Genomic DNA, 24,903 nt, shown 5'->3' on the forward strand with positions numbered 1-24,903 from the left:
ATTTAAGCACAGGCAGGGTGTCGGGGAAATATGGCGAGGGAAAATTTGCTTAACCCACCCGATGGGGCCAGTGGATATCACCTACGCCATTGAGCTGCGGGCGGGCGAACAAAAAGCCCTGGAAGCGGCGAATACCGGCGGATTCAAGCCAGCACCACTCTTCTATCTTCTCAATGCCTTCTGCGACCAGCGTAATCTCCAGATCGGTGCAGCAGCTGATTATCGACTTCACAATCGCCTGCTTGGGCCCGCTCAGGTGGATATCGCTGACGATCTCTCTGTCGATTTTGAGCTTATCCGGTTGAAACCGGGTGAGCAGTGAAAGACCAGCATAGCCGGAACCAAAATCATCTATCGCCAGCCCAACCCCTTCCGCGCGCAGCTGTTTAATGGCGCTGTTAAACTGGTTGAAGCCAGAGATCATCTCGCTCTCAGTGACTTCAATGACCACCTGCTCAGGCTGTAGATTGTGCTTTTTGATCTGCGTTACCAGGAACTCTACCGCGCCCGGCACGTTAACCAGCGACATTGGCAGCAGGTTCACCGCCAGTTTGTGGCTGCCGATGCCGAGCTTTTGCGCCAGCGCAAAGGTCCAGGCTTTGGTTTGCAGGTCGACTTCGTAAATCTGTTCACGATCGAGACTATGGAAGAAATGCTCCGGGCTGCCGCCGTCGTTTCCGCGTATAAGCGCTTCGAGAGAACTGATTTTGCCTTCGGACGGCTCGACAATGGGTTGCAGCGCAAACTGGCAGGGCTGTCCCGCCAGCAGACCTAACCCTTTACCAAACGGCGCGCGCTCTCGCGAAAGCGTCCATTTATCAGGCTCATAGTCCGAAGCGGGTGGGATAGCGGTTTTGCCGGTGATAAAGGTCTGAATAAATTTGAAGACCCGATCCTCAGAAGTCAGATAGCTTTCCAGCTTGCTGTAATGCAGAACCGACGCCAGAACCACTTTTGGGGTCTGAACGTCCAGGTCAAACAGCAGCATTCCCACGTCTTCGAAACGTCTGCGCGGGCCGTAATCGCGCATCAGCTCCACCACGCCGGTATGCCGGTCATCCGCACGGATGGTGTTAAAAAGCGCGACGACGCGCTGTTCCGTGCCTTCGAGAATTTGCAGAACGTCACGTCCACGGGAGAGAAGAATGCCTGAGATGCCCTGCTCCGTATTACGGATCCTGGCCTGTTCAACCAGCGCGCTTAACGCTGCGGAGGTGCAGGTTAAGCTCAGCTGGCTTCGATAAATAAGAGTTGTCAGCACAGAAACGGGGTCCGGTATGGGGTATACGCCTGAACGGTACTGTTTAACACAGTTCCCCGGTGTGACCTAATCTATTCCACGTCGGGCTTAATTCTCCCCGATACGGCTGTCGATCCGCGTCTGCATATAATCGTAGAACGGATTCGACGTCACGCGCATCAGCGCATCTTTGCCGACGCTCAGAACCGATGTTTCTCCCCACAGGGCTATCGTCCCCAGGCTGATACCGTAGTGGTTTTTCACCTCAGGATGGCGGCCATACAGATCGTCATCAGGCGGGAACGGAATAGCAACATGCGACAGGGAATAAACCTCCTGCGGATACGCGACAGACAGCGGCATCACCGTTTCCCGGGTGCTACCCGCTGGCGTTGTCTTTGCCACCATATCAAACCTGTCGGGGCTGGCATTGGTCACAATTGTGACACTGTAACGCCTTTTTGCCCCGGGCAGCAGGTCAGCCACCGCCGTCCAGGACGATGGCCTGAACAGTGGACGGAAACTCCCGGCCTGGTTGATATCAAAAACTACCAGTTCGCTGCCGTTTGCCGGAAGCTGGTCAAACAGCCCGCTGACCACGGCGCGGGTACTGACCGTTGAATCCATGACCGACTGAAACGCCAGCACCGGCGGAAGCTGCGCCAGTTTGTGATCATGAACATCGCGGTTTATCTGCTCATGCAGCGCCTGGGTAAGCAGCCAGGACTGACGTGCTGCATTCACCGGGAACGAATTGTATTTATAAGGATTATATTCCGGCGAAATATTGAGCCACGCGGCTTTGGCAAACGCCGGTAACATGGCCGGTAGCCCGGCGAATCCGGCAAAGCGCGCAAACGCCGTGACGCCAATCATCGGTGAGAGCAAAACGATCTGCTGAGGTTTACGCAGTTCAGGCGCATCAAGAGCGTCGAGGGCGTATTTCATCGCCAGCGCCCCGCCGTTGGAGTAGCCCACCAGATGCAGGGGGAGATCGTTCCCCGTCAGGCGTGTCGCTTCACGAACCGCAAGGCGCGATGCGGCCAGCCAAGCCTCCCAGTCAACGTCTGTCAGCGCGCCCGGCGCCGTGCCGTGTCCGGGCAAACGAGGCACTACGGCCACAAAGCCGTGCTGTTGATAATTCTCTGCCAGATGCCTGACGCTGTAGGGCGAGTCCGTCAGACCGTGCAGCAATACCACCGCCCCGCGCGGCTTTCCGGCAGGCATCAGCACGAACGACCGGTTTGCATCCGGGGAAAAGTGTCCTGGCCACACCAGGCTCTGGCGGTAATAACGGTTCAGCGGCGTGCGCTCTGCGGGTGCGACATTCGCCGTCACCTCAGCGTCGAGAGCGGTGAAGATGGCGTTTTCCCGCGCGACATACGCTGCGAAGGTCGCGTTATCCATCTCCTGCACGGACATTTCGTCAGCCCGCCAGGTGTGCCAGTGATGCAGGGCCGGCCCCTGCTGCGAAAGATAAACCCGCACCGCCAGCAGCACGAGCACAATGATCCCGATGACTATCGCTATTTTTTTTGCGAGAGCCATCAGGCGCACGCTGACCCGCCAGGGCAAATTCGCCATGTGAGGCTCCCTCCCTTATCCACAGAGCGTTCATCTTACCAAAAAATGTGAAGAGGCTGACGTATTCACCAAATAGATACCGCTCAGGCCGGACACTGCACCAAAAGTGAACTACGCTGCACAAATGTTGAGCATCTGTTAAACAAATATTGCATTAACTTTGCTGCACAGCGCGTTTTCGCCGCAATGTGAACATGGCACGCGTCCTGCATTGTTAATCCGGTAACAGAATCCCGGCCTTTGACAGCCAGTTAACAGCGAGGCGGTATGACGACCAAACCTGAGGTGTTGAGCCGTATCGAAGCGACCTTTAGCCAGCTCACCCCGAGCGAAAAGCGGGTGGCAAGCTGGATGCTGGCGCACGTCGGGCAGATCCCCTTTGAAACGGCAGAGAGCGTGGCGCTGGCCACGGCCACCAGCGGGATCACCGTCGGACGCTTTCTGCGCAAGCTGGGCTATCGCAACCTGGACGACGCCAAAAAAAGCCTGCGCGATCCCCGCCAGCCCTGGGGCATTAACGAGCGTCTCGACTCCTGGAAGCAGCAACAGCCGCTGTCGGATCGCCTTCAGCACTCCCTGTCGCTGGAGGTGGACGCCATTGCCCATGTTTATCAGCTGGCGCAAAGCGAAACGTTCAGGCAGGTGGTCCAGCAACTTACCCATGCCGACGCCGTCTTCGTGCTGGGGATCCAGTCCACGCGCGGGATCGCCAATGCGTTCTTCAGCCATCTGGAGTACCTGCGCCCGCGGGTGAGCTATTCCGAAGGGCTCTCCGGTAGCTGGGTGGAGTCGCTTAACTCCGGCTTTGCGAACCCGTATATCGTGCTGACGGATACCCGCGCCTACTCCGCCATTGCCCGCCAGTACTGCCGCGTGGCGAGCGAAAAAGGGCTGGCGATGGCGCTGATCACCGATATCTGGTGCCCGTGGGCGCGGGATTACCCGATTGATTTACTCCAGGTGAAAACCGATACCGGCCATTTCTGGGATTCGCTGGCGCCGGTGAGCTGTCTGTTCAACCTGCTGCTGTCGGGCGTTGTGGAGGCGCTGGGCGATGCGCTGCCGGAACGTCTGGCAATCAACCGACAACTACAACAAGAGTTTGGACAATTTGAACGCTAAAGGAGCGGAGCTATGCCTGAAGAGAGTCAACTGATTGATGTGGCGAAAACCTTTCCCACGCTGCATATCGATCTGAAATACGCGACCGCCGATAACATCACCGGCCGCCCGATCTACCAGCACGCCGCGTGCCTGCTGCATACGGATGCCGCCACCGCGCTGGCGAAAGCGATCAGCATCGCCGCGCTGGCCGGTCTGAAGCTGGTGGTTTACGACGCCTACCGCCCCCAGCAGGCGCAGGCGCAACTCTGGGATGCCTGCCCCAATCCGGAATACGTGGTGGATGTCGCAATTGGCTCTAACCACAGCCGGGGCACCGCCATTGACGTCACGCTGATGGATGAACACGACAACGTGCTGGATATGGGCGCCGGGTTTGACGAAATGGACGACCGTTCTCATGCCTGGCACCCTTCCGTTCCGCCCGAGGCGCAGCGAAATCGTCTGCTCCTGAACGCCGTGATGTACGGCGGCGGTTTTGTGGGCATCAGCAGCGAGTGGTGGCATTTCGAACTGCCGAACGCCGCCAGCTACCCGCTGTTAGATGACCAGTTCGCCTGTTATCCGACCACATACTCACTCTAATTCTGGAGCCCGGCCATGAAAACTACGCTGCTTACAACCCTGATTGCCGCTACGCTCGCCCTGAGCGCCCCTCTCGCGCTGGCGGCGGTGCCAAAAGATATGCTGGTGATTGGGAAAGCTGCCGATCCGCAAACGCTGGATCCGGCGGTCACTATCGATAACAACGACTGGACGGTGACCTACCCCTCGTACCAGCGTCTGATGAAATACAAGCCTGGCACCACGGAGGTGGAAGGCGATCTGTCGACGGGCTGGAAGGCGTCTGACGACCAGAAAGAGTGGACGTTCACCCTGGCAGATAATGCAAAATTTTCGGACGGCACGCCGGTGACCGCCGAAGCGGTCAAGCTGTCGTTTGAACGTCTGCTGAAAATTAATCAGGGACCTTCCGAAGCGTTCCCGAAAGATTTGAAAGTGGACGCGGTGGATGAGCATACGGTGAAATTCACCCTCAGCCAGCCGTTCGCCCCGTTCCTCTACACGCTGGCCAATGACGGCGCGTCGATCGTCAACCCGGCGGTGCTGAAAGCCAATGCCGCCGACGACGCGCGCGGTTTCCTGGCGCAAAACACCGCGGGTTCCGGACCGTTTATGCTGAAAAGCTGGCGGAAAGGTCAGCAGCTGGTGATGGTGCCCAACCCACACTGGCCGGGTGAAAAGCCGCACTTCAAGCGCGTCTCGGTGAAGATTATCGGTGAAAGCGCCTCGCGTCGCCTGCAACTTTCCCGTGGCGATCTGGATATCGCCGACGCCCTGCCGGTGGATCAGCTTGCCGCTCTGAAGCAGGAAGGCAAAGTGGCCGTGGCGGAATACCCGTCCCTGCGGGTGACCTACCTCTATCTGAACAACAGTAAGCCTCCGATGAATCAGGTGGATTTGCGCCGCGCGGTCTCCTGGGCCACCGATTATCAGGGGATGGTGAAAGGCATTCTCAGCGGGAACGGCAAGCAGATGCGCGGCCCGATCCCGGAGGGCATGTGGGGCTTCGATGCGAACGCCATGCAGTACAGCTTTGACGAGGCTAAGGCCAAAGCGGCGCTGGAGAAAGTCAACGATAAACCGGCCAGCCTGACGTTCCTCTACTCCGATAACGACCCGAACTGGGAGCCTATCGCCCTCTCCACGCAGGCGAGCCTGGGCAAGCTGGGGATTAACGTCAAGCTCGAGAAACTGGCGAACGCCACCATGCGCGACCGCGTCGGCAAAGGTGATTATGACATTGCGATTGGTAACTGGAGCCCGGACTTCGCTGACCCGTACATGTTCATGAACTACTGGTTCGAATCGGACAAAAAAGGGCTGCCGGGTAACCGCTCATTCTATGAGAACAAAGAGGTCGATGCATTGTTGCAGGCGGCACTGAAAACCACCGATCAGGCGGAACGCACCAAAGATTACCAGCAGGCGCAGAAAGTGGTGATTGACGAGGCGGCTTACGTTTATCTGTTCCAGAAGAACTACCAGCTGGCGATGAACAAAGAGGTCAAAGGCTTCACCTTTAATCCGATGCTTGAGCAGGTCTTTAACATCGCCACCATGAGTAAGTAACGGCCCACGCCGGGGGGAAGTGTATGACGTTCTGGAGCATCGTGCGCCAGCGCTGCTGGGGGTTAATCCTGGTGGTGGCCGGTGTCTGTATTATTACTTTTATTATTTCACACCTGATCCCCGGCGATCCGGCCCGCCTGCTGGCCGGTGACCGCGCCAGCGATGAAATCGTGCAGGGCATCCGCCAGCAGCTGGGGCTGGATCAACCGCTCTATATTCAGTTTGGCCGCTATGTAGAGGCGCTGGCGCACGGCGATCTGGGCACCTCCATTCGCACCGGTCGCCCCGTTGCGGAAGATTTGAAAGCCTTTTTCCCCGCCACGCTGGAGCTGGCCTTCTGCTCATTGCTGCTGGCGCTGGTGATTGGCGTACCGCTGGGCATTTTATCGGCGGTGTACCGTAACCGCTGGCTGGATCACCTGGTGCGACTGATGGCGATGACGGGCATCTCGACGCCTGCCTTCTGGCTGGGACTGGGGGTAATCGTTCTGTTCTACGGGCAACTGCAAATTCTGCCCGGCGGCGGCAGGCTGGACGATTGGCTCGATCCGCCTGCCCACGTTACCGGCTTTTATCTGCTGGACGCCCTGCTGGAAGGCAACGGTGAGGTGTTTTTCAACGCCCTACAGCACCTGATTCTACCCTCCCTGACCCTGGCCTTTGTGCATCTGGGTATTGTGGCGCGTCAGGTGCGTTCCGCGATGCTGGAGCAGCTGAGCGAGGATTATATTCGTACCGCCCGCGCGAGCGGGTTGCCGGGCTGGTACATCGTGCTGCGCTACGCCTTACCCAACGCCATGATCCCCTCCATTACCGTGCTCGGGCTGGCGCTGGGCGATCTGCTGTATGGGGCAGTCCTTACCGAAACCGTGTTTGCCTGGCCGGGAATGGGAGCCTGGGTGGTGACCTCCATTCAGGCGCTGGACTTCCCTGCCGTCATGGGCTTCGCGGTCGTGGTATCGCTGGCCTATGTGTTCGTCAATCTGGTGGTGGATCTGCTGTATCTGTGGATCGACCCGCGAATCGGGCGCGGAGGTGCCGAATGATGTTAACTCAGGAAACGCCCGTCCCCGTCAGCACCGCCAAACAGCGCATCAACTGGGCAAAGCTGTTCTGGATGCTACGCAAAAGCCCGCTCACGCTGATCGGCGGGGTCATTATGATCGTGATGCTGCTGATGATCGTGGTCTCGCCGTGGATAGTCCCGCACGATCCGAACGCGCTGGATCTGACCGCGCGATTGCAGGCGCCTTCAGCCCAGCACTGGTTTGGCACCGATGAGGTGGGCCGGGATCTGTTCAGCCGCGTGCTGGTGGGCAGCCAGCAGTCCATCACGGCGGGGCTGGCGGTGGTGGTGATTGCGGGCGGCATCGGTTCGCTGCTCGGCTGTTTGTCCGGCGTACTCGGCGGGCGCGGCGACGCCATCATTATGCGCGTCATGGACATTATGCTCTCCATCCCCTCGCTGGTGCTGACGATGGCGCTGGCTGCCGCGCTCGGCCCAAGCCTGTTTAACGCGATGCTGGCGATTGCGATTGTACGCATTCCGTTTTACGTGCGGCTGGCACGCGGGCAAACGCTGGTGGTGCGCCAGTTCACCTACGTGCAGGCCGCCCGCACCTTTGGCGCATCGCGCTGGCACCTGATCAGCTGGCATATCCTGCGTAACGCCCTGCCGCCGCTGATCGTACAGGCGTCGCTGGATATCGGCAGCGCCATTCTGATGGCCGCCACGCTGGGCTTTATTGGATTAGGCGCGCAGCAACCCACCGCCGAATGGGGCGCGATGGTGGCCGTGGGGCGTAACTACGTGCTTGACCAGTGGTGGTACTGCGCGTTTCCGGGGGCGGCAATTCTGATCACGGCAGTTGGGTTTAATCTGTTTGGCGATGGTCTTCGCGACCTGCTGGATCCCAAATCAGGAGGGAAGCAGTCATGAGTGATTCCGTATTATCAATTGAAGATTTGCACCTGAGCTTCCCCATTTTTCGCGGTGACGTCCACGCGCTCAACCACGTCTCGCTGGAGATTGGCCGGGGTGAAATTGTCGGCGTGGTGGGCGAATCCGGCTCGGGAAAATCGGTTACCGCGATGCTGGCGATGCGCCTGCTGCCGGAAGGCAGTTACCATATTCACCATGGACGGGTCACGCTCCTCGGGGAAGATGTCCTGAACGCGTCGGAAAAACAGCTTCGTCAGTGGCGCGGCGCCAGGGTGGCGATGATTTTTCAGGAGCCGATGACGGCGCTCAACCCCACGCGCCGGATTGGCAGGCAAATGGTGGAGGTGATCCGCCAGCATCAGTCGCTTTCCCGCCGCGACGCGCAGCAGAAGGCGATCGCCCTGCTGGGCGAGATGCAAATCCCGGATGCGGCACAGGTGATGGATCGCTATCCGTTTGAGCTTTCCGGCGGCATGCGCCAGCGGGTGATGATCGCCCTTGCCTTCTCCTGCGAGCCGGAGCTGATCATTGCCGATGAGCCGACCACCGCGCTGGACGTGACCGTTCAGCGTCAGGTGCTGCGTCTGCTGAAACACAAAGCGCGTGCCAGCGGGACGTCGGTGCTGTTTATCAGTCACGATATGGCGGTGGTGTCGCAGCTTTGTGACCGGATGTACGTTATGTACGCGGGCAGCGTGATCGAAAGCGGCAGCACGCAGACCTTGATCCACCATCCTGTGCATCCCTATTCGATTGGCCTGCTGCGGTGTGCCCCGGAAAATGGTGAACCGCGCGAGATCCTCCCGGCCATTCCCGGCACGGTGCCTAACCTCAGCCACCTCCCGTGCGGATGTGCCTTTCGCGAACGCTGTTTTGCTGCCGGGGCGAAATGCAGCGAAACGCCGCGCTTAATTTCCACGGGCGCAGAAGGCCAGCAGGCTGCCTGCTGGTACCCACAACAGGAGACACGCCATGTCTGAGGTACTGCTGGAACTGGATAGCGTGCATGTGAATTTTCCTGCGCGCAAAAACTGGCTGGGGCGCGTGACGGAGCAGGTACACGCCCTCAACGGCATGGATCTCCGGATCCATCGCGGCGAAACGCTGGGCGTTGTGGGGGAATCTGGTTGCGGAAAGAGCACGCTGGCGCAGCTGCTGATGGGCATGCTCAAACCGAGTACCGGTGCCTGTCAGCGCGCGAATGCGGCAGGCGGTATGCAGATGGTATTTCAGGACCCGCTCTCGTCCCTCGACCCGCGTTTACCCGTCTGGCGCATCATTACCGAGCCGGTGTGGATACAGCAACGCCGCAGCGAACGGGAGCGTCGTCAGCTGGCTGAGACGCTGGCGCAGCAGGTGGGCATTCGGGCGGAATATCTTGACCGCCTGCCGCATGCGTTTTCGGGTGGACAGCGCCAGCGCATCGCTATTGCCCGGGCGCTCTCTTCGGATCCGGACATCATCGTGCTGGATGAACCCACCAGCGCGCTGGATATTTCCGTCCAGGCGCAGATCCTCAATTTGCTGGTTGCCCTGCAACAGCAGCGAAATCTGACCTACGTGCTGATCTCGCACAACGTCTCGGTGGTCCGGCACATGAGCGACCGGGTGGCGGTAATGTATCTGGGGCAGATCGTGGAGCTGGGTCCGGCGGACCAGGTGTTGGGCAAGCCACGGCATCCGTATACGCAGCTGCTGCTTGACTCCGTTCCCCGTACCGGAGAACCGCTGGACGAAGATCTGGCATTACGCAAAACCGATCTCCCCGGTAATCGCCGCCTGCCCGATGGCTGCTACTTCCGCGACCGCTGCCCGCTGGCAGCTGAAGGATGCGAACGGCCGCAGCCGCTTCAGCCCGCAGCCGAAGGCCGAAGCGTACGCTGCTGGCGTAACTGTTAAAAGGAGCCGGGCATTTGCCCGGCCAGATATCAGTTCAGTTTGTAATCCAGCGTGATTTCGGCTTTCAACAGCTGCGACACCGGACAACCCGCCTTCGCTTTCTGAATAATGCCGTCGAACTGCTGCGGATCGATACCCGGTACCGTCACCTTGCTTTGCAGCGCCACTTTGCTGATGGCAAAACCACTGTCGGTTTTATCCAGCGAGACATCCGCCGTGGTATCGATGGAGTCGGCGGTATAACCCGCTTCGCCCAACATTAGCGACAGGGCCATAGAGAAACAGGCCGCGTGCGCTGCGCCAATCAGCTCTTCCGGGTTGGTCCCTTTTTCGCCCTCGAAGCGGGTGTTAAAGCCGTAAGGTTGCTGGTTAAGGACGCCACTTTCTGTTGAGACCGTCCCTTTGCCGCGTTTGATGTCGCCAGACCAGTGTGCTGAACCGTGCTTATGAATCGTCATTCTTGCTCTCCTTTTGGCTTACAAAGGGATAAGTATAGGACGCATAATCCATTTTGCAGGGAAGACAGATTAGTCCGAGCGCGTGGCAAGGTGGTTTGCCAGCGCGTCGAGGAACACACGCTGCGCCGCAGGCTGATAGTCTCGCGACTGATAAATACCAAAAATACCGATTGGTTTTGGCGTAAAGGCGCTGAGCACCGGCACCAGGCTGCCCTGCCGTAGCGCCGCGTCGGCCTCGCGCTCGGGCAGCATGGCAATACCACAGTGGTTTATCGCCGCCTCCATCAGCAGTGACGAGATGCTGGCGCTGAGATTGCCGCTGACCGCCGTCGTGATCGGCTCCCCTTCGGGCGTCAAAAAACGCCACGACTGACCGGCAAAAAAGCTGTAATGCAGGCAGTTGTGCCGTGCTAAGTCCTCCAGCTGCTCTGGAACGCCCCGGCTGGCAAGATAGTGCGGCGAAGCGCAAAGTACGGACCGACACTCTCCCAGTCGGCGGGCGATCATGCCCGGTTCGGGGTTATCGGTGATGCGGATCGCCACGTCAATTCGCTCGCCCACCAGGCTTACCGGATGGTTGTTAACATCCAGCTCAATGCGCAGCTGAGGGTAACGCTGCAACAGATCGGGCAGCACCGGAGCGATAATCTGCATCGCGGTGAAATGCGCGCAGGCGACGCGAAGCGTACCTGAGGGTAAATCCTTCACTGACTGATCTTCAATTTCCTGAGAAATTTGCGAGAGCGTACGCGTCTTTTGCAGGACCTTCTCTCCCGCCGCCGTCAGCGTCAGCTTGCGGGTGGAGCGGTTCACCAGCCGCGCCCCGGCCCACTTCTCCATCTGCTCCAGATAACGGCTCACCATCGGACGGGAGATCCCCAGCGCCCGCGCCGCCGCGCTTAAACTCCCCAGCTCACAGATGCGGTTGTATACCTGGGCGGCAATAACGCGATCCATTTTGACCTCCATTTGCTCGATTTATGAAACTAAGCATCTCCTGTTTCAGGAATTCTGGCAAATGAAGAGATCCGTACAATAGAGACTTTCCTGAAGAACAGAGAGATGACCATGACCATCGCCCGCCTTGCTTTGCTGACAACCCTTTTCACTCCGGCCGTCTTTGCCGCGCCGTTGACCGTTGATACGTACAACCCGCAGGAAAAAGGCATTTTTGCCGTTTCTTCCACCCTGGTGTCTGGCCCGAAAGAGGCGGTACTGTTTGACGCCCAGTTCAGCGTGAAAGATGGCGAAGCGCTGGTAGAAAAAATTCGCCACAGCGGTAAAACGCTGAACAAAATCGTGATCACTTCCGGCGATCCGGATTTCTATTTCGGCCTGCAACCGCTGGTGAAAGCCTTCCCTAATGCCAAAGTTGTCGCCACGCAACAGGTGGTGGACCATATCAAGGCCACAAAAGACGCGAAGCTCGCCTTCTGGGGGCCACAGATGAAAGACGGCGCGCCGACGCAGCTCTACGTGCCGCAAGTGCTTGCCTCAACCACCTTTATGATTGACGGTGAGAGAGTGAATATTGAAGAGCCTGAGAGCTATGCGGCGTATGTCTGGATCCCATCCGCAAAAACCATCCTCGGCGGCACGGGCGTCTCATGGGGCATTCACGTCTGGACGGCAGATACCCAAACGCCGGAAAGCCGCAAACAGTGGCAGCAGACGCTGGATAGCATGGCAGCCCTTAAGCCCGAACACGTTATTCCGGGCCACTACCTGGGGACACCGCCAGCAGGTACCGGCGCTATCGACTTTACCCGTCGCTATCTACAGCAGTTTGAACAGGCCCTCACGGCAGATAAAGCGTCAACCGGCGTCATCAACACAATGAAAAAACAGTGGCCGAATCTGGCGGAAGCCAGTTCGCTGGAACTGAGTGCCAAAGTGAATACCGGCGAAATGAAGTGGTAATAGCCTGATTATCTCCTGCTATATTTAAATTTTTTATAGCAGGAGTTAACTATGCCATCTTCAGTAAGGGGCATCGACCATATCGGTATTACGGTGCCCGACATTGAAAAAGCCACCCTATTTTTTGAACGCGCTTTCGACGCCCAGGTTTTATATCATTCTGTCGATGCGCAAACCGATAATATTGATCAGCCCGCCCAGCAGCACACCTTAAAATTATTTCCCGGCACAAAAATTCACGCCATTCGCATGCTCGTCATGCCCCACGGACCCGGCATAGAACTTTTCGAAATGCATGGCCCTGAACAGGGAATGCCCGCCCGCGCCAGCGACTTTGGCCTCCAGCATTTTGCTGTTTATGTTGATGATTTTGATAAGGCGATAGCCGCTTTCACCGCTGCTGGCGGGGAGATGTTTACCGCGCCAAAGCCGCTCACGTTTCCGGATGAGCAAGGTGAAGGTAATGCTTTCTGCTATGGGCAAACCCCCTGGGGCAGCATTGTGGAATTGATCTCCTGGCCAACGCCCATGCCTTATGAAAAAACGACAAATTTACGCCGCTGGAAACCCTGAATTTTATTTCTGTGCTACGGGAGATGATATTTTTATTTCCAGGACGAATCTGAACCACAACGGCGAAAATATTTGCCAATCTGAATGCGAATTACGATTTTGCACGCCGTAACATTAAACAGACAACGACACGGAGGCAGCATGTTTACTTATTACCCGGCACATACCACAGCAGCACAACCCGAACTCGTTAACGCGATTGCGCAGGGTCTTCAGGCGGAGCACGGTGTTGTTACCGAAGATGACATTTTGATGGAACTGACCAGGTGGGTGGAAGCCACAGACAATGACATCCTCAGTGACATCTACCAGCAAACCATCAACTATGTCGTTAGCGGGCAAAATGCACCTTTGTAAAAACCTGCTAAGCTGGATCTGCAACCTAAGGGGTTACATTTCGTTTGCGTGAGCAAACTTGTCCTTAAAACTATCAACGGGATTGAGGAGTTAATATGAAATCGAACCGTCAGGCACGCCACATTCTGGGACTGAACTACAAGCTCTCAAACCAGCGCAAAGTGGTTATTGAAGAGGAGAGCGAAACGCAAGTGACCCACGCCACCGGCAGGAAACGTCAGGCAGGCAAGTAAGTTCCAGTACGAAATCCACAACACCATCGGTTACCCCGGTGGTGTTTTTGTTTATGTGTTGCGGTAATTAATATTTAGCTCCTTTATAATACCGCCCGACCGCACCCCGTAGCACAGGCCAGAAAGATGACAAACAGCAGTGTCAGGGACGGATCTTCTTAAAAAGAGTGAGTGACATGGACAACAAACTGAAAAAACATCGTTCCCTTTATATTCCTTACGCCGGTCCGGTTTTACTGGAGTTTCCCCTTCTGAACAAAGGCAGCGCCTTTAGCATGGAAGAGCGCAGCAGCTTTAACCTGCTGGGTCTGCTGCCTGAAGTGGTTGAAACCATTGAAGAACAGGCGGAACGCGCCTGGATCCAGTATCAGGGCTTTAAAACCGAAATCGATAAGCACATCTACCTGCGTAATATCCAGGACACCAACGAAACCCTCTTCTACCGCCTGGTGCAGAACCATCTCGAAGAGATGATGCCCGTCATTTACACCCCAACCGTCGGCGCGGCGTGTGAACGCTTCTCAGAGATCTACCGTCGTTCCCGCGGCGTGTTCATCTCCTATCAGAACCGTCACAACATGGACGACATTCTGCAAAACGTGCCTAATCACAACATCAAGGTGATCGTGGTAACCGATGGCGAACGTATTCTGGGCCTTGGCGACCAGGGCATTGGTGGGATGGGTATCCCCATCGGTAAGCTCTCGCTGTATACCGCCTGCGGCGGGATCAGCCCGGCCTACACCCTGCCGGTTGTGCTGGACGTGGGGACCAACAACCAGCAACTGCTGAACGATCCGCTGTACATGGGCTGGCGTCACCCGCGCATTACCGACGACGAGTACTATCAGTTTGTTGATGATTTCATCCAGGCCGTGAAGCACCGCTGGCCGGACGTGCTGTTGCAGTTCGAAGACTTCGCGCAGAAAAACGCCATGCCGCTGCTGAACCGCTACCGCGATGAGATCTGCTCGTTCAACGATGACATTCAGGGCACTGCGGCAGTGACCGTGGGGACGCTGATTGCCGCGAGCCGTGCGGCAGGCAGCCAGCTCAGCTATCAGAAAATTGTCTTCCTGGGTGCAGGCTCCGCGGGCTGCGGCATCGCCGAGCAAATTATTGCCCAGACCCAGCGCGAAGGCTTAAGCGAAGAGCTGGCTCGCTCCCGCGTCTTTATGGTGGACCGTTTTGGCCTGCTGACCGACGGTATGCCAAACCTGCTCCCGTTCCAGACCAAACTGGTGCAGAAGCGTGAAAACCTGAAAAACTGGGATACGGATAACGAAGTGCTCTCGCTTCTTGACGTGGTGCGCAACGTGAAGCCGGACATTCTGATCGGCGTATCCGGGCAGACCGGCCTCTTCACGGAAGAGATTATTCGCGAGATGCACAAGCACTGCGAACGCCCTATCGTGATGCCGCTGTCTAACCCGACTTCACGCGTGGAGGCAACGCCGCAGGATATCATCGCCTGGACAGAAGGTAAGGCACTGGTCGCGACCGGCAGCCCGTTTGATCCGGTGCTGTGGAAGGACAAACTCTATCCCATCGCACAGTGCAATAACTCCTATATCTTCCCGGGTATTGGTCTGGGGGTTATCGCCTCCGGTGCGTCACGCATCACCGACGAAATGCTGATGTCCGCGAGCGAAACGCTGGCAGGTCACTCACCGCTGGTGAATAACGGTGAAGGCCTGGTACTGCCGGAGCTGAAAGACATTCATAAAGTGTCCCGCGCAATTGCCTTCGCGGTAGGCAAAATGGCGCAGCAGCAAGGCGTCGCGGTGAAAACCTCTGCCGATGCGTTGCAGCAGGCGATTGACGATAACTTCTGGATGCCGGAATACCGTAGCTATCGTCGTACTTCTATTTAAGCATTGCCCCTCACCCAGCCCTATCCCCAAAGGGGAGAGGGTTAGGGTGAGGGGAATATACGGCACCTCCCACTAGCCAAACCCATTTTCCCCCGCTACACTCCCTTCATCCATTAACCTACTGAATATATAAGGAGGCCAATTATGCTGTACTGTGAAATTTTCAATGTTTCACATACATTTGGTGATCGCACCAGCTCAAGCGTTATCGGTATCGTGCTGCGATAACTTCCGCTTGAGCGAAGACACCAACCCCTGAAATCCCTTCTCTCGGGCTTACTGAGTTATCGTCAGCGATGTTTGACGAGGCATAAACATGCCTGTAACTCCTGGGTAAGCAACAATGAGCACTTTACTCACTGCACATTCTTTACGCGTTGATACAGCGTTCGGCACGCTCTTCGACTCTCTCTCCTTTACGTTGAAAAAAGGCGATCGCATCGGCCTGCTGGGTGATAACGGCTGCGGAAAAAGTACGCTGCTGAAAATCCTCGACGGGACGCAGTCCCCTGCTGCCGGAACCGTTTCACTGGCGGGGCATTGCCTGCTGGCGCGCGTGGAACAACATCTGCCGGAGGTCCTTTATCCCCTGACCATGCTGGATGCGGTGCTGGCGCAGCTGTCGATCGGTGAGCGCGACAGTTTGCGCTGGAAAGCCGAGTCGCTGCTGGCCGGAATGGGCTTCACGACGCAGGAAACGGCGTTAACCTCCGCCACGCTGAGCGGCGGCCAGCATACGCGGTTGCTGCTGGCACGAGCGTTGATAAGCGATCCGGATCTGCTGCTTCTGGACGAACCGAGCAACCACCTTGACCTGCCGACCCTGCTGTGGCTGGAGCAGTTTCTACAAAACTGGTCCGGCAGCTTTGTGCTGGTCTCACACGACAGGCAACTGCTGGACGCGGTAACCAACGGCAGCTGGATCCTGCGCGATAAAACGCTGCACGCCTTTGCCCTTCCCTGCACTGCCGCCCGTCTGGCGCTCGACGCAAAAGACGAAAGCGATGCGTTGCGCCATAAGGCAGAGCAAAAAGAGATCGACCGCGTCACGGCCAGCGCACGGCGTCTCGCGACCTGGGGCAAGGTCTATGACAACGAAGATCTCTCCCGTAAGGCTAAGCAGATGGAAAAACAGGTCGAACGCCTGAAAGAGACCCAGACGGAACTGACGGCGGGAAGCCCGTGGACCTTAACCCTGCGCGGGGACGCGCTTCGCGCCGACCGCCTGCTGGAAATGACTCACCTCGGCGTCCCCCCGGCGCCGGGTCTGCCAGACCTGTTTACTCTCGACAGCGCGCGGCTGAAGAGCGGCGATTGCGTGGCGATTGTGGGTCGTAACGGCTGCGGAAAATCGTCGCTGCTGAAGCTTATCTGGCGACATTTTCGCGACGAGATCGCGGACGAGCGGCTTAAGCGTCATCCGCGCGTCTCACCCGGCTACTACGACCAGACGCTGCACCAGTTGCCAGACGATGCGGCGCTGCTTGATGCGCTGGAGCCTTTCGCGCCAGATCCGCAGACCCGTAAAATGGCGCTCATCAGTGCCGGGTTCCCGTGGGCGCGTCACGGGCAAAAAGTCAGTACGCTGAGCGGCGGGGAACGTTCGCGCCTGCTGTTCGTCGGCCTGACGCTTGCCCGTTATAGCCTGCTGATGCTGGATGAACCGACCAATCACCTGGACATGGAAGGCAAAGAGGCGCTGGCGGAAACGCTGCAACAGTTTGAAGGCGGAGTGCTGCTGGTGAGCCACGATCGTCAGTTAATTAGCCAGAGCTGTAACCGCTTCTGGCTGATTGAGGACGGCGGGCTGAGCGAATGGCACGATGCGGAGGCGGTGTTTGAGCGCCTGCGTGAGGACACCGCTCCGGTTGTACCTGAGGCATCGAATAACGCATTGAAGGCACCCTCTTCAGCGTCTGACGATCTGCTCGAACGCCTGGTTGCCCTGGAAACACTGCTGGAAGAAGATTTGGCGCGCAAGCCAAAACATCAAAAACCGCAGTTACAGGCGCAATGGCGAAAAGAGATTGAGGTAATAGAAGCGCAACTGTAAATCTGAGCCCGGCGGTGGCGTCGCCGGGCCAGTGTTTTTCACCCCAATTTATGAGGGGTACAGCTTTTTCTTAATCCGAAAATGCATCAAATAATGACATTATGTTGCGGTTACCTTGCATTACAGCGCCAAAGTATTAATCCTTAATGGGTAATCAGACCTGCTATGCAGATACTCATCATGAAAGGAGAAACACATGAAGGCTGCTGTTGTCACTCAGGATCATCAGGTTAATGTCACAGAAAAAACCTTACGCGCGCTCAAACATGGTGAAGCGCTGCTGAAGATGGAGTGCTGTGGCGTTTGCCATACCGATCTCCATGTTAAGAATGGCGATTTTGGCGACAAAACCGGGGTGATCCTCGGCCACGAAGGGATTGGTATCGTCAAAGAGATTGGTCCTGGCGTCACGTCGCTAAAAGTAGGCGATCGTGCAAGCGTGGCGTGGTTCTTCGAAGGCTGTGGCCACTGTGAATATTGTAATACCGGCAACGAAACGCTGTGCCGTGACGTGAAAAACGCGGGTTACTCCGTTGACGGCGGCATGGCGGAAGAATGCATCGTCACCGCGGATTACGCGGTTAAAGTTCCGGACGGACTGGACTCTGCGGCGGCCAGCAGCATCACCTGCGCCGGGGTCACCACTTACAAAGCGGTAAAAGTCTCTGACATCAAACCCGGCCAGTGGATTGCGATCTATGGCCTGGGCGGTCTGGGCAACCTCGCGCTGCAATACGCCAAAAATGTCTTCAATGCGAAAGTTATCGCCATTGACGTGAATGACGAGCAGCTGAAGCTCGCTGCCAGCATGGGCGCAGACTTAACCGTGAACTCCCGCAGTGAAGATGCGGCAAAAGTGATTCAGGAGAAAACCGGCGGTGCGCATGCGGCGGTGGTGACGGCGGTAGCGAAAGCGGCCTTCAACTCTGCCGTTGACGCAGTTCGCGCCGGAGGCCGCGTGGTGGCTGTAGGCCTGCCGCCGGAAGCGATGAGCCTGGATATTCCACGTCTGGTCCTCGATGGGATTCAGGTGGTGGGTTCCCTGGTGGGTACCCGTCAGGATCTGCTCGAAGCCTTCCAGTTTGCGGCTGAAGGTAAGGTGAAACCGAAAGTTACAATGCGCCCACTGGAAGATATCAACGCCATCTTCAAAGAGATGGAACAGGGCCAGATCCGTGGCCGTATGGTGATTGATTTACGTTCTTAACCGCGGTGGCCGGGTAGCGGCTTTGCCCTGCCCGGCTTTTCACGTGGACGAACGGCGATCGGAAATCCATTCCTGAACCTCGATCTGGAACGTGTCCGGCGCTTTCCGATACATCTTCCGCGCCAGATCCAGGATAGTATGGCGCCCTAACTCCTCTTCCATCCGCTGCTGCGCGCTGTCCATGACCGAGCGCACCCCACACGGGCCGTCACAGACCCAGGCAGGTGGCGTTTCATCAAACACCGCCAGGCGCTGACGCACTTCCCGACACTCAAACATATTCTTCTCGCCGTCGATGGCGTGCGCCACGTCCAGCACGCTGATCAGCTCTGCCGGACGCGCCAGCCGGAAGCCTCCCCCTTTGCCTTCGGTGCTGATGACCAGCCCCGCGCGTGATAAACGGGTGAAGATTTTTCCAAGATAGTCGTACGGCACACCCTGCAAGGCCGCCATCTCCCGGACGCTCATCTCACGTTCATTGCCTTTTGCATCCACCATACACATCAGGCTATGAATGCCATATTCCACACCAGAACTGTAAAACGCCATGGCTCACTCCGGGTCATTGTTCGCTGCATTATAACGATTTTTAACTCAGAAAGAAGTTGTCGCAGTTAACTCCGACAAGTATAGTGGCAGTTATGTCAGACATACAGCCTGACGCACTAAAGGATCGAGTATGAAAAAGCAGATTTTAATTGTGGGTAGTGGGTTTTCCGGTATGTGGGCTGCGGTCAGCGCCGCGCGCCTTTCTGCTCTGGAGGGTAACAATAGCCTCAGCATTGCCGTGCTGGCCCCTGTTGCGGAGCTACGCGTTCGCCCACGCTTTTATGAAGAGAACGTGTCGACGATGGTCGCGCCGCTAACCGAACTGTTTGCTGAGCTGGGTATCGCCTTTATTGCGGGCGAAGCACAACGTATTGATACCTCGTCTAAAACCGTTTTGTATCGCGATTCAAACGGCGCGATTGCTGACGTCGCCTGGGAACGTCTGATCCTCGCAACCGGTAGCCAGACTAAACGTCCTCCTGTTGCCGGTCTCGCTGAGTACGCCTTTGATATCGACCAACTCGACTCCGCCAGATTATTCGAGCAGCATCTTGATTCGCTGGTTTCGCGCCCCTCCACCCCGGAGCGTAATACCGTGGTCGTGTGTGGCGGCGGCTTTACCGGCATCGAACTGGCAACGGAACTCCCTGCCCGACTCCGTACTCGCTTCGGCGCTGATACAAAGACTAAAGTAATCGTAGTTGAAAGAGGTGCAACCATCGGCGGGCGTTATAGCGAGGCGCTGCGTAACACAATTGAAGAAGCAAGCAACGCGCTGGGCGTTGAATGGCGTTTAAACAGTGAAATTGAAGCCATCGATGCCAGCGGCGTAACGCTGAAAAACGGAGAGCGCATTGCCAGCGCCACTGTAGTGTGGACGGCAGGGGTAGAAGCTAACCCCCTCAGCCTGCAAATTGACGGGGAACGCGATACTCAGGGACGGCTGATCGTCAACGACACGTTGCAGGTTCCTGCACATCCTGAGGTTTACGCGACGGGTGATATGGCGCACGCCAAAACGGACGATGCGGGCAACACGGCGCTGATGACCTGCCAGCACGCGATCCAGCTTGGGAAATTCGCCGGACACAACGCGGCGGCCAGCCTGTTAAATCTGGAGCCGTACCCTTACCGTCAGGTGAACTACGTCACCTGTCTGGATTTAGGTGGCTGGGGCGCGGTATACACCGAGGGCTGGGAACAGCGCGTTAAATCCGTGCGCGAGGAAGGCAAAAAGATCAAAGTCGCCATCACCAACGAACTGATTTATCCCCCAGCAGCAGACAAAGCGGTCGCTTTTGCCGCCGCTGACCCACTGGCGAAATTCGTTTAGTCCCCTTCTGCGCCCGCGACCAGCGGGCAAAGTGTGTAATCAGGCCAGCGCACCTGCGTTGGCCTGACGCTTTTTGGCACATAAATAACCATACATCAGCAGAGAGGTCATCGCAGAGAAGGATAAAATCGCGGCCGGCAGCGTGACATAGCTCCAGCTAAAGCCGAGCGTAATCATCAATCCACCGAAATAGGCGCCAATTGCGCTGCCGAGGTTAAACGCCATTTGCCCGCCTGCGGCCCCCAGCATCTCGCCGCCTTTCGCATTTTGCAGCAGCAGAATTTGCAGCGGCGCAGAGAGCGCAAACAGCCCGGCGCAGCAGATGAATCCCATGACCAGTGAAGCTGTTTTAAGCTCGCCAAAGGCAAACAACGCCAGCAGCGAAGCCACAATCACCACGTCGGTGGTGGCAGCAATGCGCAGCGGGCTAAAGCGTGACGACAGCTTGCCGCTGAAGACATTTCCCAGCACCATGCCCAGCCCCATCAGCATCATGATCACGGTCATGACGCCCTCAGAAAAGCCTGACACGTTGACCATAAACGGCTTCACGAAGCTAAACCAGGCAAACACCCCGGCATTGCCAAACATCGTAGCGGCAAAAATCAGCCACGGTTCCGGTTTCTTCAGGAAGTGGAATTGTTCTGCCAGCCGGGTGGTTGTCGTGTCGTGAATGTCAGGCACCCACAGCAGAACAGACAGGATCACCAGCGCGTCAAAGACCGCAATCAAAAAGAAGGTGTAACGCCAGTTAAATTCATGTCCCAGCCACGTCCCGAGCGGCACGCCAAGCAGGTTGGCAACGGTCATCCCGGCAATCATCCCGGCCACAGCGACCGTCACTTTACCCGGCGGCGCGATTTTTGACAGGATTATCGCCCCCACTCCGAAAATCGCGCCATGCGGGAAACCAGAGATTAAGCGCCCCGCCGCCAGTCCCACGTAGGAGTCAGCGAAGGTAAAGAGCGCGTTACCGACGACGCACATCGCCACCAGAAACAGCAGCGTTGTTTTCAGCGAAAATTTGCTGGAGAACAGCGCCACAATCGGCGCGCCGATCACCACGCCAAAAGCGTAAAACGAAATCATATTTCCGGCGGAGGGAATCGAAATGCCCGTATCATGAGCCAGCTCGGTCAGCACGCCCATAATGCCAAACTCAGCCATCCCGAGGCCAAAGGTACCCAGTGCTAACGAAAAAATTGTCTTTTTCATACCGCGACCACTGTTAAAAAATATGCAGCGTGCATTATTGATTAAACTTGTATGGTGAACCAGTTCAAATCAGATTTCTGACACATTAATCCATTCATTCAGGCCGATTACACTCTTAGTACGGCCTCGATCCCGCGACCGGATACAAAGGGAGAACCACCATGGTCAGTAAGAAGAAAACCCATGTTGTTGATGATGTCGTTAAAAACGCGCCGCTCAAAACTAAAGCGTACGAGCAAGAGCTTCGCCGCCTCCATGTTGAACTGGTTAAGCTCCAGCAATGGGTAGTCGCCAAAGGGTTAAAGGTCTGTATTGTTTTTGAAGGGCGAGACGGCGCCGGTAAAGGCGGCGCTATCAAAGCCATCACCGAACGCGTCAGCCCTCGGGTGTTTCGCGTTGTTGCGTTACCGGCCCCCACCGATAAAGAGAAAAGTCAGCTCTATTTTCAGCGTTACGTTCCCCATCTGCCTTCTGCCGGGGAAATCGTTATTTTTGACCGCAGCTGGTACAACCGCGCGGGCGTGGAAAGAGTCATGGGTTTCTGTACCGAAGAGCAGGCCGAAAAATTTCTTGATGGAACGCCGGTAATGGAAAAAGCGATGGTCGATGCCGGGATCATTTTGTTGAAATACTGGCTTGAAGTAACGCCAAAAGAGCAGGAGCGACGCCTGCGCGATCGCATCAATGATGGTCGCAAGATCTGGAAGCTGTCTCCAATGGATATTAAATCTTTCAATCTGTGGGATGAATATACCCTCGCCCGCGACGCGATGTTTAAAGCGACCGACACCGCCTGGGCGCCGTGGTTTGTGGCGCGCTCAGAAGATAAAAAAAGGGTGCGGCTGAATATTATTTCGCATCTGCTTTCCCAGATCCCCTATAAAGAAATTCACGTAGACAAGGTGGATTTACCGAAACGCAAGATCGGCAAAGTGAAGCCTACAAAATATCCCTTCCGGTATATTGCAGAGCAATTTTGATATTACTGGAAGACGGCTCGCATAATGTAGATTACCAAGGGAAACAGTATTGTTTTTTGTTGGCTGCGGTTGATAATGACCGCACCAACAAAGGAGAAACCGATGAAACGCACGGCAGAATCGACCCCTTCCAGACCTAAAGCAGCAACAAAGCCTACAACCCATGCTAAGCCAGGCTCGACACCATCACATCAGCTATCAGAAGCGGATCGTGCATTTATACGAGCAATGAATGAGTTTGTGGAGAAACATGGAACTATCACTGATGATGAGTTTTTCAGGGTGCTTTAATGCTGAGACAATTTAATGTTTATCGTAATACGTCTGCGGCAACGCGGGACCAGCTTCCTTATTATATGCTTATCCAGGATGATTATTATGACGATCTCCCCACTCGCGTCATTGTACCCCTCGCGAGAAATAACAGGCTACCGCTATGGCAGAGCCAGCTGGCTCCAGGAATAAATATTGAATTTGAAACCTTTCTGATTTATTCGCCAATGATAACCAATATTAATAACCAGAAAATTAATCCAAAAGACTTTGTTTGTAATTTACGTAACGCTCGTCAGGATGTTATAGCAGCAATTGATCGCTTATTGACTAACACATGACGCCAGCCTGCCAGGCAGTTATTCCTGCCCGCGCAAGTGCAGCGCCGCCGGACAATGCCGACGGCGCGAGGTTTACTTCAACCCTTCCGAACTCTCTTTTTGCGCTTCAAGTCGCTCAACGTCCCGATACCAGCGCGGATGGTGTTTTTGCGCCCAGCGGCGGCTCACCTTCCCTTCAATCATGCCTTTAATCGATCCTTTCACCCAGAAGGCCATATACATATGGATCAGGATGGCGTGGATCAGAATAATGGCCGAGGTCGCGTGGATCAGCAGTGCGTAGCGCACCACCTGGATCGGGAAATATTGGGCAAAATACGGACGCCAGATAATCACTCCGGTTACCAGCAGCACGAAAATCATGCTCATGATGGTCCAGAACATCATCTTCTGCCCGGCGTTGTATTTGCCCACCTTCGCGACTTTATGCTCGTTGCCTTTCAGAACCTCAACAATCCCTTTAATCCAGGGAATATCCTGCTTGTCAGGGATGTTGTGATGAACGAAACGCACGAACATAAACATCAGCACCACGAAAATCAGCACGCCGAAGAACGGATGCAGAATGCGCCCCATCTGCGGTGTCCCGAAGGTTTCCGTGAGCCACTGTAGCGTCGGGAAAAAGAACGAAATGCCGGATACCGCCACCAGGAAGAAGCAGATGACCACCGTCCAGTGACAGGCGCGATCGACAAATTTTGTGCGCACTATCATTTTCGACTTACTCATGATGCTCCTCCTCGTCGTCATCCACCTCTTTATTCGGTCCGATACCGATGTAGTGATAAATCAGCCCGGCAAAGGTGGCGATAAAGCCCGCTGCTGAGAGCGGCTTAAGCGCCCCTTTCCACAGGTTGATTGAGGTATCGATCGCCGGATCTTTCGGCAGATTGTGATACAGCTCCGGCTGGTCATTGTGGTGCAGAACATACATGACGTGCGTACCGCCGACACCCTGCGGGTTATAAATCCCGGCCTTGTCATAGCCGCGCGCTTTGAGCTTATCCACCCGCTGCTGTGCCACTTCCAGCATCTCTTTTTTGGTACCGAAGTGGATCGCCCCGGTAGGACAGGTCTTCACGCAGGCAGGCTCCTGGCCGACGCTGACGCGATCGACGCACAGCGTGCATTTATAGACCCGGTTATCCTCTTTATTGAGGCGCGGGATATTAAACGGACAGCCCGCAATACAGTAACCGCAGCCGATGCAGTTATCCTGCTGGAAGTCGACGATCCCGTTGGCGTACTGAATGATTGCCCCGGCAGACGGGCATGCCTTCAGGCAGCCCGGATCTTCACAGTGCATACAGCCGTCTTTACGGATCAGCCACTCCAGCTTGCCGTTCTGGTCGGTTTCGCTAAAGCGCATCACCGTCCAGGACTTGGCGCTCAGATCAGCAGGATTGTCATAGACCCCAACGCAGTGCCCCACCTCGTCGCGAATATCGTTCCACTCCGAGCAGGCCACCTGGCAGGCCTTACAGCCCACGCAGGAGGAGACATCGATCAGTTTGGCGACTTCTGCCTTGTAATCCCGCGCACGAGGCGCGGGCGTTATCGGGTTGGTCGCGGAGCGTTTAATAATGTCTTGTGTTTCCATCGCCATTTAATCGCTCC

Annotated in this window: 26 protein-coding genes; 18 read left to right on the plus strand and 8 right to left on the minus strand. The window is 56.3% G+C overall.

Annotation, left to right across the window (positions count from 1 at the left end; all coding sequences use genetic code 11):
- Positions 1–49: 49 nt before the first annotated feature.
- Together ACOTY5_RS06850 and ACOTY5_RS06855 are read right to left on the minus strand one after the other, a co-directional pair.
- Complete coding sequence (locus ACOTY5_RS06850; protein ID WP_062933948.1) at positions 50–1,261, minus strand: diguanylate phosphodiesterase; 1,212 nt, start codon at positions 1,259–1,261, stop codon at positions 50–52.
- An 87-nt stretch (positions 1,262–1,348) separates the two neighbouring features.
- A complete protein-coding gene (locus tag ACOTY5_RS06855; RefSeq protein ID WP_045142153.1) occupies positions 1,349–2,824 on the minus strand; it encodes an alpha/beta hydrolase in 1,476 nt (491 codons plus the stop codon).
- Between the two features lie 267 nt (positions 2,825–3,091).
- Between ACOTY5_RS06855 and ACOTY5_RS06860 the strand changes: the two genes are divergently transcribed.
- From ACOTY5_RS06860 to ACOTY5_RS06890, 7 genes are read left to right on the plus strand one after another with little or no spacing between them, the layout of a single operon-like run.
- Complete coding sequence (locus ACOTY5_RS06860) at positions 3,092–3,946, plus strand: MurR/RpiR family transcriptional regulator (protein ID WP_045142154.1); 855 nt, start codon at positions 3,092–3,094, stop codon at positions 3,944–3,946.
- 12 nt (positions 3,947–3,958) lie between these two features.
- A complete protein-coding gene (gene ddpX / locus ACOTY5_RS06865; protein ID WP_045142155.1) occupies positions 3,959–4,531 on the plus strand; it encodes a D-alanyl-D-alanine dipeptidase in 573 nt (190 codons plus the stop codon).
- A 15-nt stretch (positions 4,532–4,546) separates the two neighbouring features.
- Positions 4,547–6,079, plus strand: a complete 1,533-nt coding sequence (locus ACOTY5_RS06870; protein ID WP_421631878.1) for an ABC transporter substrate-binding protein — start codon at positions 4,547–4,549, stop codon at positions 6,077–6,079.
- A 23-nt stretch (positions 6,080–6,102) separates the two neighbouring features.
- Positions 6,103–7,125 (plus strand): ABC transporter permease, encoded by a 1,023-nt coding sequence (locus tag ACOTY5_RS06875; RefSeq protein WP_003857077.1) that lies wholly within the window; start codon positions 6,103–6,105, stop codon positions 7,123–7,125.
- The gene (ddpC, locus tag ACOTY5_RS06880) at positions 7,122–8,018 is read left to right on the plus strand and encodes a D,D-dipeptide ABC transporter permease (RefSeq protein ID WP_045142156.1); all 897 of its coding nucleotides are present in this window, start codon (positions 7,122–7,124) and stop codon (positions 8,016–8,018) included. The genes ACOTY5_RS06875 and ddpC overlap by 4 nt, the downstream gene beginning before the upstream one ends.
- Positions 8,015–9,001, plus strand: a complete 987-nt coding sequence (locus ACOTY5_RS06885; RefSeq protein WP_017382317.1) for an ABC transporter ATP-binding protein — start codon at positions 8,015–8,017, stop codon at positions 8,999–9,001. The genes ddpC and ACOTY5_RS06885 overlap by 4 nt, the downstream gene beginning before the upstream one ends.
- Positions 8,994–9,920 (plus strand): oligopeptide/dipeptide ABC transporter ATP-binding protein, encoded by a 927-nt coding sequence (locus tag ACOTY5_RS06890; protein WP_045142157.1) that lies wholly within the window; start codon positions 8,994–8,996, stop codon positions 9,918–9,920. Before ACOTY5_RS06885 ends, ACOTY5_RS06890 begins: the two co-directional genes overlap by 8 nt.
- 29 nt (positions 9,921–9,949) lie before the next feature.
- Here ACOTY5_RS06890 and ACOTY5_RS06895 read toward each other — a convergent pair whose 3' ends face one another.
- Complete coding sequence (locus ACOTY5_RS06895) at positions 9,950–10,378, minus strand: OsmC family protein (protein WP_003857069.1); 429 nt, start codon at positions 10,376–10,378, stop codon at positions 9,950–9,952.
- Positions 10,379–10,447: 69 nt separating this feature from the next.
- Positions 10,448–11,335, minus strand: a complete 888-nt coding sequence (locus ACOTY5_RS06900; RefSeq protein WP_023303768.1) for a LysR family transcriptional regulator — start codon at positions 11,333–11,335, stop codon at positions 10,448–10,450.
- A 111-nt stretch (positions 11,336–11,446) separates the two neighbouring features.
- Here ACOTY5_RS06900 and ACOTY5_RS06905 point away from each other — a divergent pair, with 111 nt between their 5' ends.
- The 7 genes from ACOTY5_RS06905 (at position 11,447) to adhP (ending at position 18,595) form a co-directional block, all read left to right on the plus strand.
- Positions 11,447–12,298 carry a Vmh family MBL fold metallo-hydrolase gene (locus ACOTY5_RS06905; protein ID WP_023296660.1) on the plus strand — a complete coding sequence of 284 codons (852 nt, stop codon included), beginning with the start codon at positions 11,447–11,449 and terminating at the stop codon, positions 12,296–12,298.
- 51 nt (positions 12,299–12,349) lie between these two features.
- Positions 12,350–12,871, plus strand: coding sequence for a VOC family protein (locus tag ACOTY5_RS06910; RefSeq protein WP_017693390.1), 522 nt, complete (start codon positions 12,350–12,352; stop codon positions 12,869–12,871).
- Between the two features lie 141 nt (positions 12,872–13,012).
- Positions 13,013–13,228, plus strand: coding sequence for a biofilm-dependent modulation protein (bdm, locus tag ACOTY5_RS06915; protein ID WP_015570485.1), 216 nt, complete (start codon positions 13,013–13,015; stop codon positions 13,226–13,228).
- Positions 13,229–13,323: 95 nt separating this feature from the next.
- Complete coding sequence (gene sra, locus ACOTY5_RS06920; protein WP_421631879.1) at positions 13,324–13,461, plus strand: stationary-phase-induced ribosome-associated protein; 138 nt, start codon at positions 13,324–13,326, stop codon at positions 13,459–13,461.
- Positions 13,462–13,637: 176 nt separating this feature from the next.
- Entirely contained in the window at positions 13,638–15,335 is a 1,698-nt protein-coding gene (locus ACOTY5_RS06925) for an NAD-dependent malic enzyme (protein ID WP_006810704.1), read from the plus strand.
- A gap of 343 nt (positions 15,336–15,678) precedes the next feature.
- Positions 15,679–17,388, plus strand: coding sequence for an ABC-F family ATP-binding cassette domain-containing protein (locus tag ACOTY5_RS06930; protein ID WP_045142158.1), 1,710 nt, complete (start codon positions 15,679–15,681; stop codon positions 17,386–17,388).
- 196 nt (positions 17,389–17,584) lie between these two features.
- Entirely contained in the window at positions 17,585–18,595 is a 1,011-nt protein-coding gene (adhP, locus tag ACOTY5_RS06935) for an alcohol dehydrogenase AdhP (protein ID WP_006810706.1), read from the plus strand.
- Positions 18,596–18,634: 39 nt separating this feature from the next.
- Here adhP and ACOTY5_RS06940 read toward each other — a convergent pair whose 3' ends face one another.
- Entirely contained in the window at positions 18,635–19,144 is a 510-nt protein-coding gene (locus ACOTY5_RS06940) for an RrF2 family transcriptional regulator (protein WP_015570482.1), read from the minus strand.
- A gap of 130 nt (positions 19,145–19,274) precedes the next feature.
- Between ACOTY5_RS06940 and ACOTY5_RS06945 the strand changes: the two genes are divergently transcribed.
- Positions 19,275–20,477: an NAD(P)/FAD-dependent oxidoreductase gene (locus ACOTY5_RS06945; RefSeq protein WP_045142159.1), complete on the plus strand. Its 1,203-nt coding sequence runs from the start codon at positions 19,275–19,277 to the stop codon at positions 20,475–20,477.
- Between the two features lie 39 nt (positions 20,478–20,516).
- Here ACOTY5_RS06945 and araJ read toward each other — a convergent pair whose 3' ends face one another.
- A complete protein-coding gene (araJ, locus tag ACOTY5_RS06950) occupies positions 20,517–21,692 on the minus strand; it encodes an MFS transporter AraJ (RefSeq protein WP_421631882.1) in 1,176 nt (391 codons plus the stop codon).
- Positions 21,693–21,853: 161 nt separating this feature from the next.
- Between araJ and ppk2 the strand changes: the two genes are divergently transcribed.
- The 3 genes from ppk2 to ACOTY5_RS06965 all read left to right on the plus strand — a co-directional run bounded on the left by ppk2 (position 21,854) and on the right by ACOTY5_RS06965 (position 23,286).
- A complete protein-coding gene (ppk2, locus tag ACOTY5_RS06955) occupies positions 21,854–22,672 on the plus strand; it encodes a polyphosphate kinase 2 (protein ID WP_015570479.1) in 819 nt (272 codons plus the stop codon).
- Positions 22,673–22,774: 102 nt separating this feature from the next.
- On the plus strand, positions 22,775–22,963 hold the full coding sequence (locus ACOTY5_RS06960) for a hypothetical protein (protein ID WP_049017617.1): 189 nt from the start codon (positions 22,775–22,777) through the stop codon (positions 22,961–22,963).
- Entirely contained in the window at positions 22,963–23,286 is a 324-nt protein-coding gene (locus tag ACOTY5_RS06965) for a CcdB family protein (RefSeq protein ID WP_045142160.1), read from the plus strand. The genes ACOTY5_RS06960 and ACOTY5_RS06965 overlap by 1 nt, the downstream gene beginning before the upstream one ends.
- A 72-nt stretch (positions 23,287–23,358) precedes the next feature.
- Here ACOTY5_RS06965 and fdnI read toward each other — a convergent pair whose 3' ends face one another.
- Positions 23,359–24,015, minus strand: coding sequence for a formate dehydrogenase-N subunit gamma (fdnI, locus tag ACOTY5_RS06970; RefSeq protein ID WP_015570477.1), 657 nt, complete (start codon positions 24,013–24,015; stop codon positions 23,359–23,361).
- Positions 24,008–24,892, minus strand: coding sequence for a formate dehydrogenase subunit beta (fdxH, locus tag ACOTY5_RS06975; RefSeq protein ID WP_003857048.1), 885 nt, complete (start codon positions 24,890–24,892; stop codon positions 24,008–24,010). The genes fdnI and fdxH overlap by 8 nt, the downstream gene beginning before the upstream one ends.
- Positions 24,893–24,903: the final 11 nt, after the last annotated feature.

This window comes from Enterobacter cloacae complex sp. SHL018, assembly GCF_049237905.1.
In the GTDB taxonomy this organism is placed as follows: domain Bacteria; phylum Pseudomonadota; class Gammaproteobacteria; order Enterobacterales; family Enterobacteriaceae; genus Enterobacter; species Enterobacter hormaechei_C.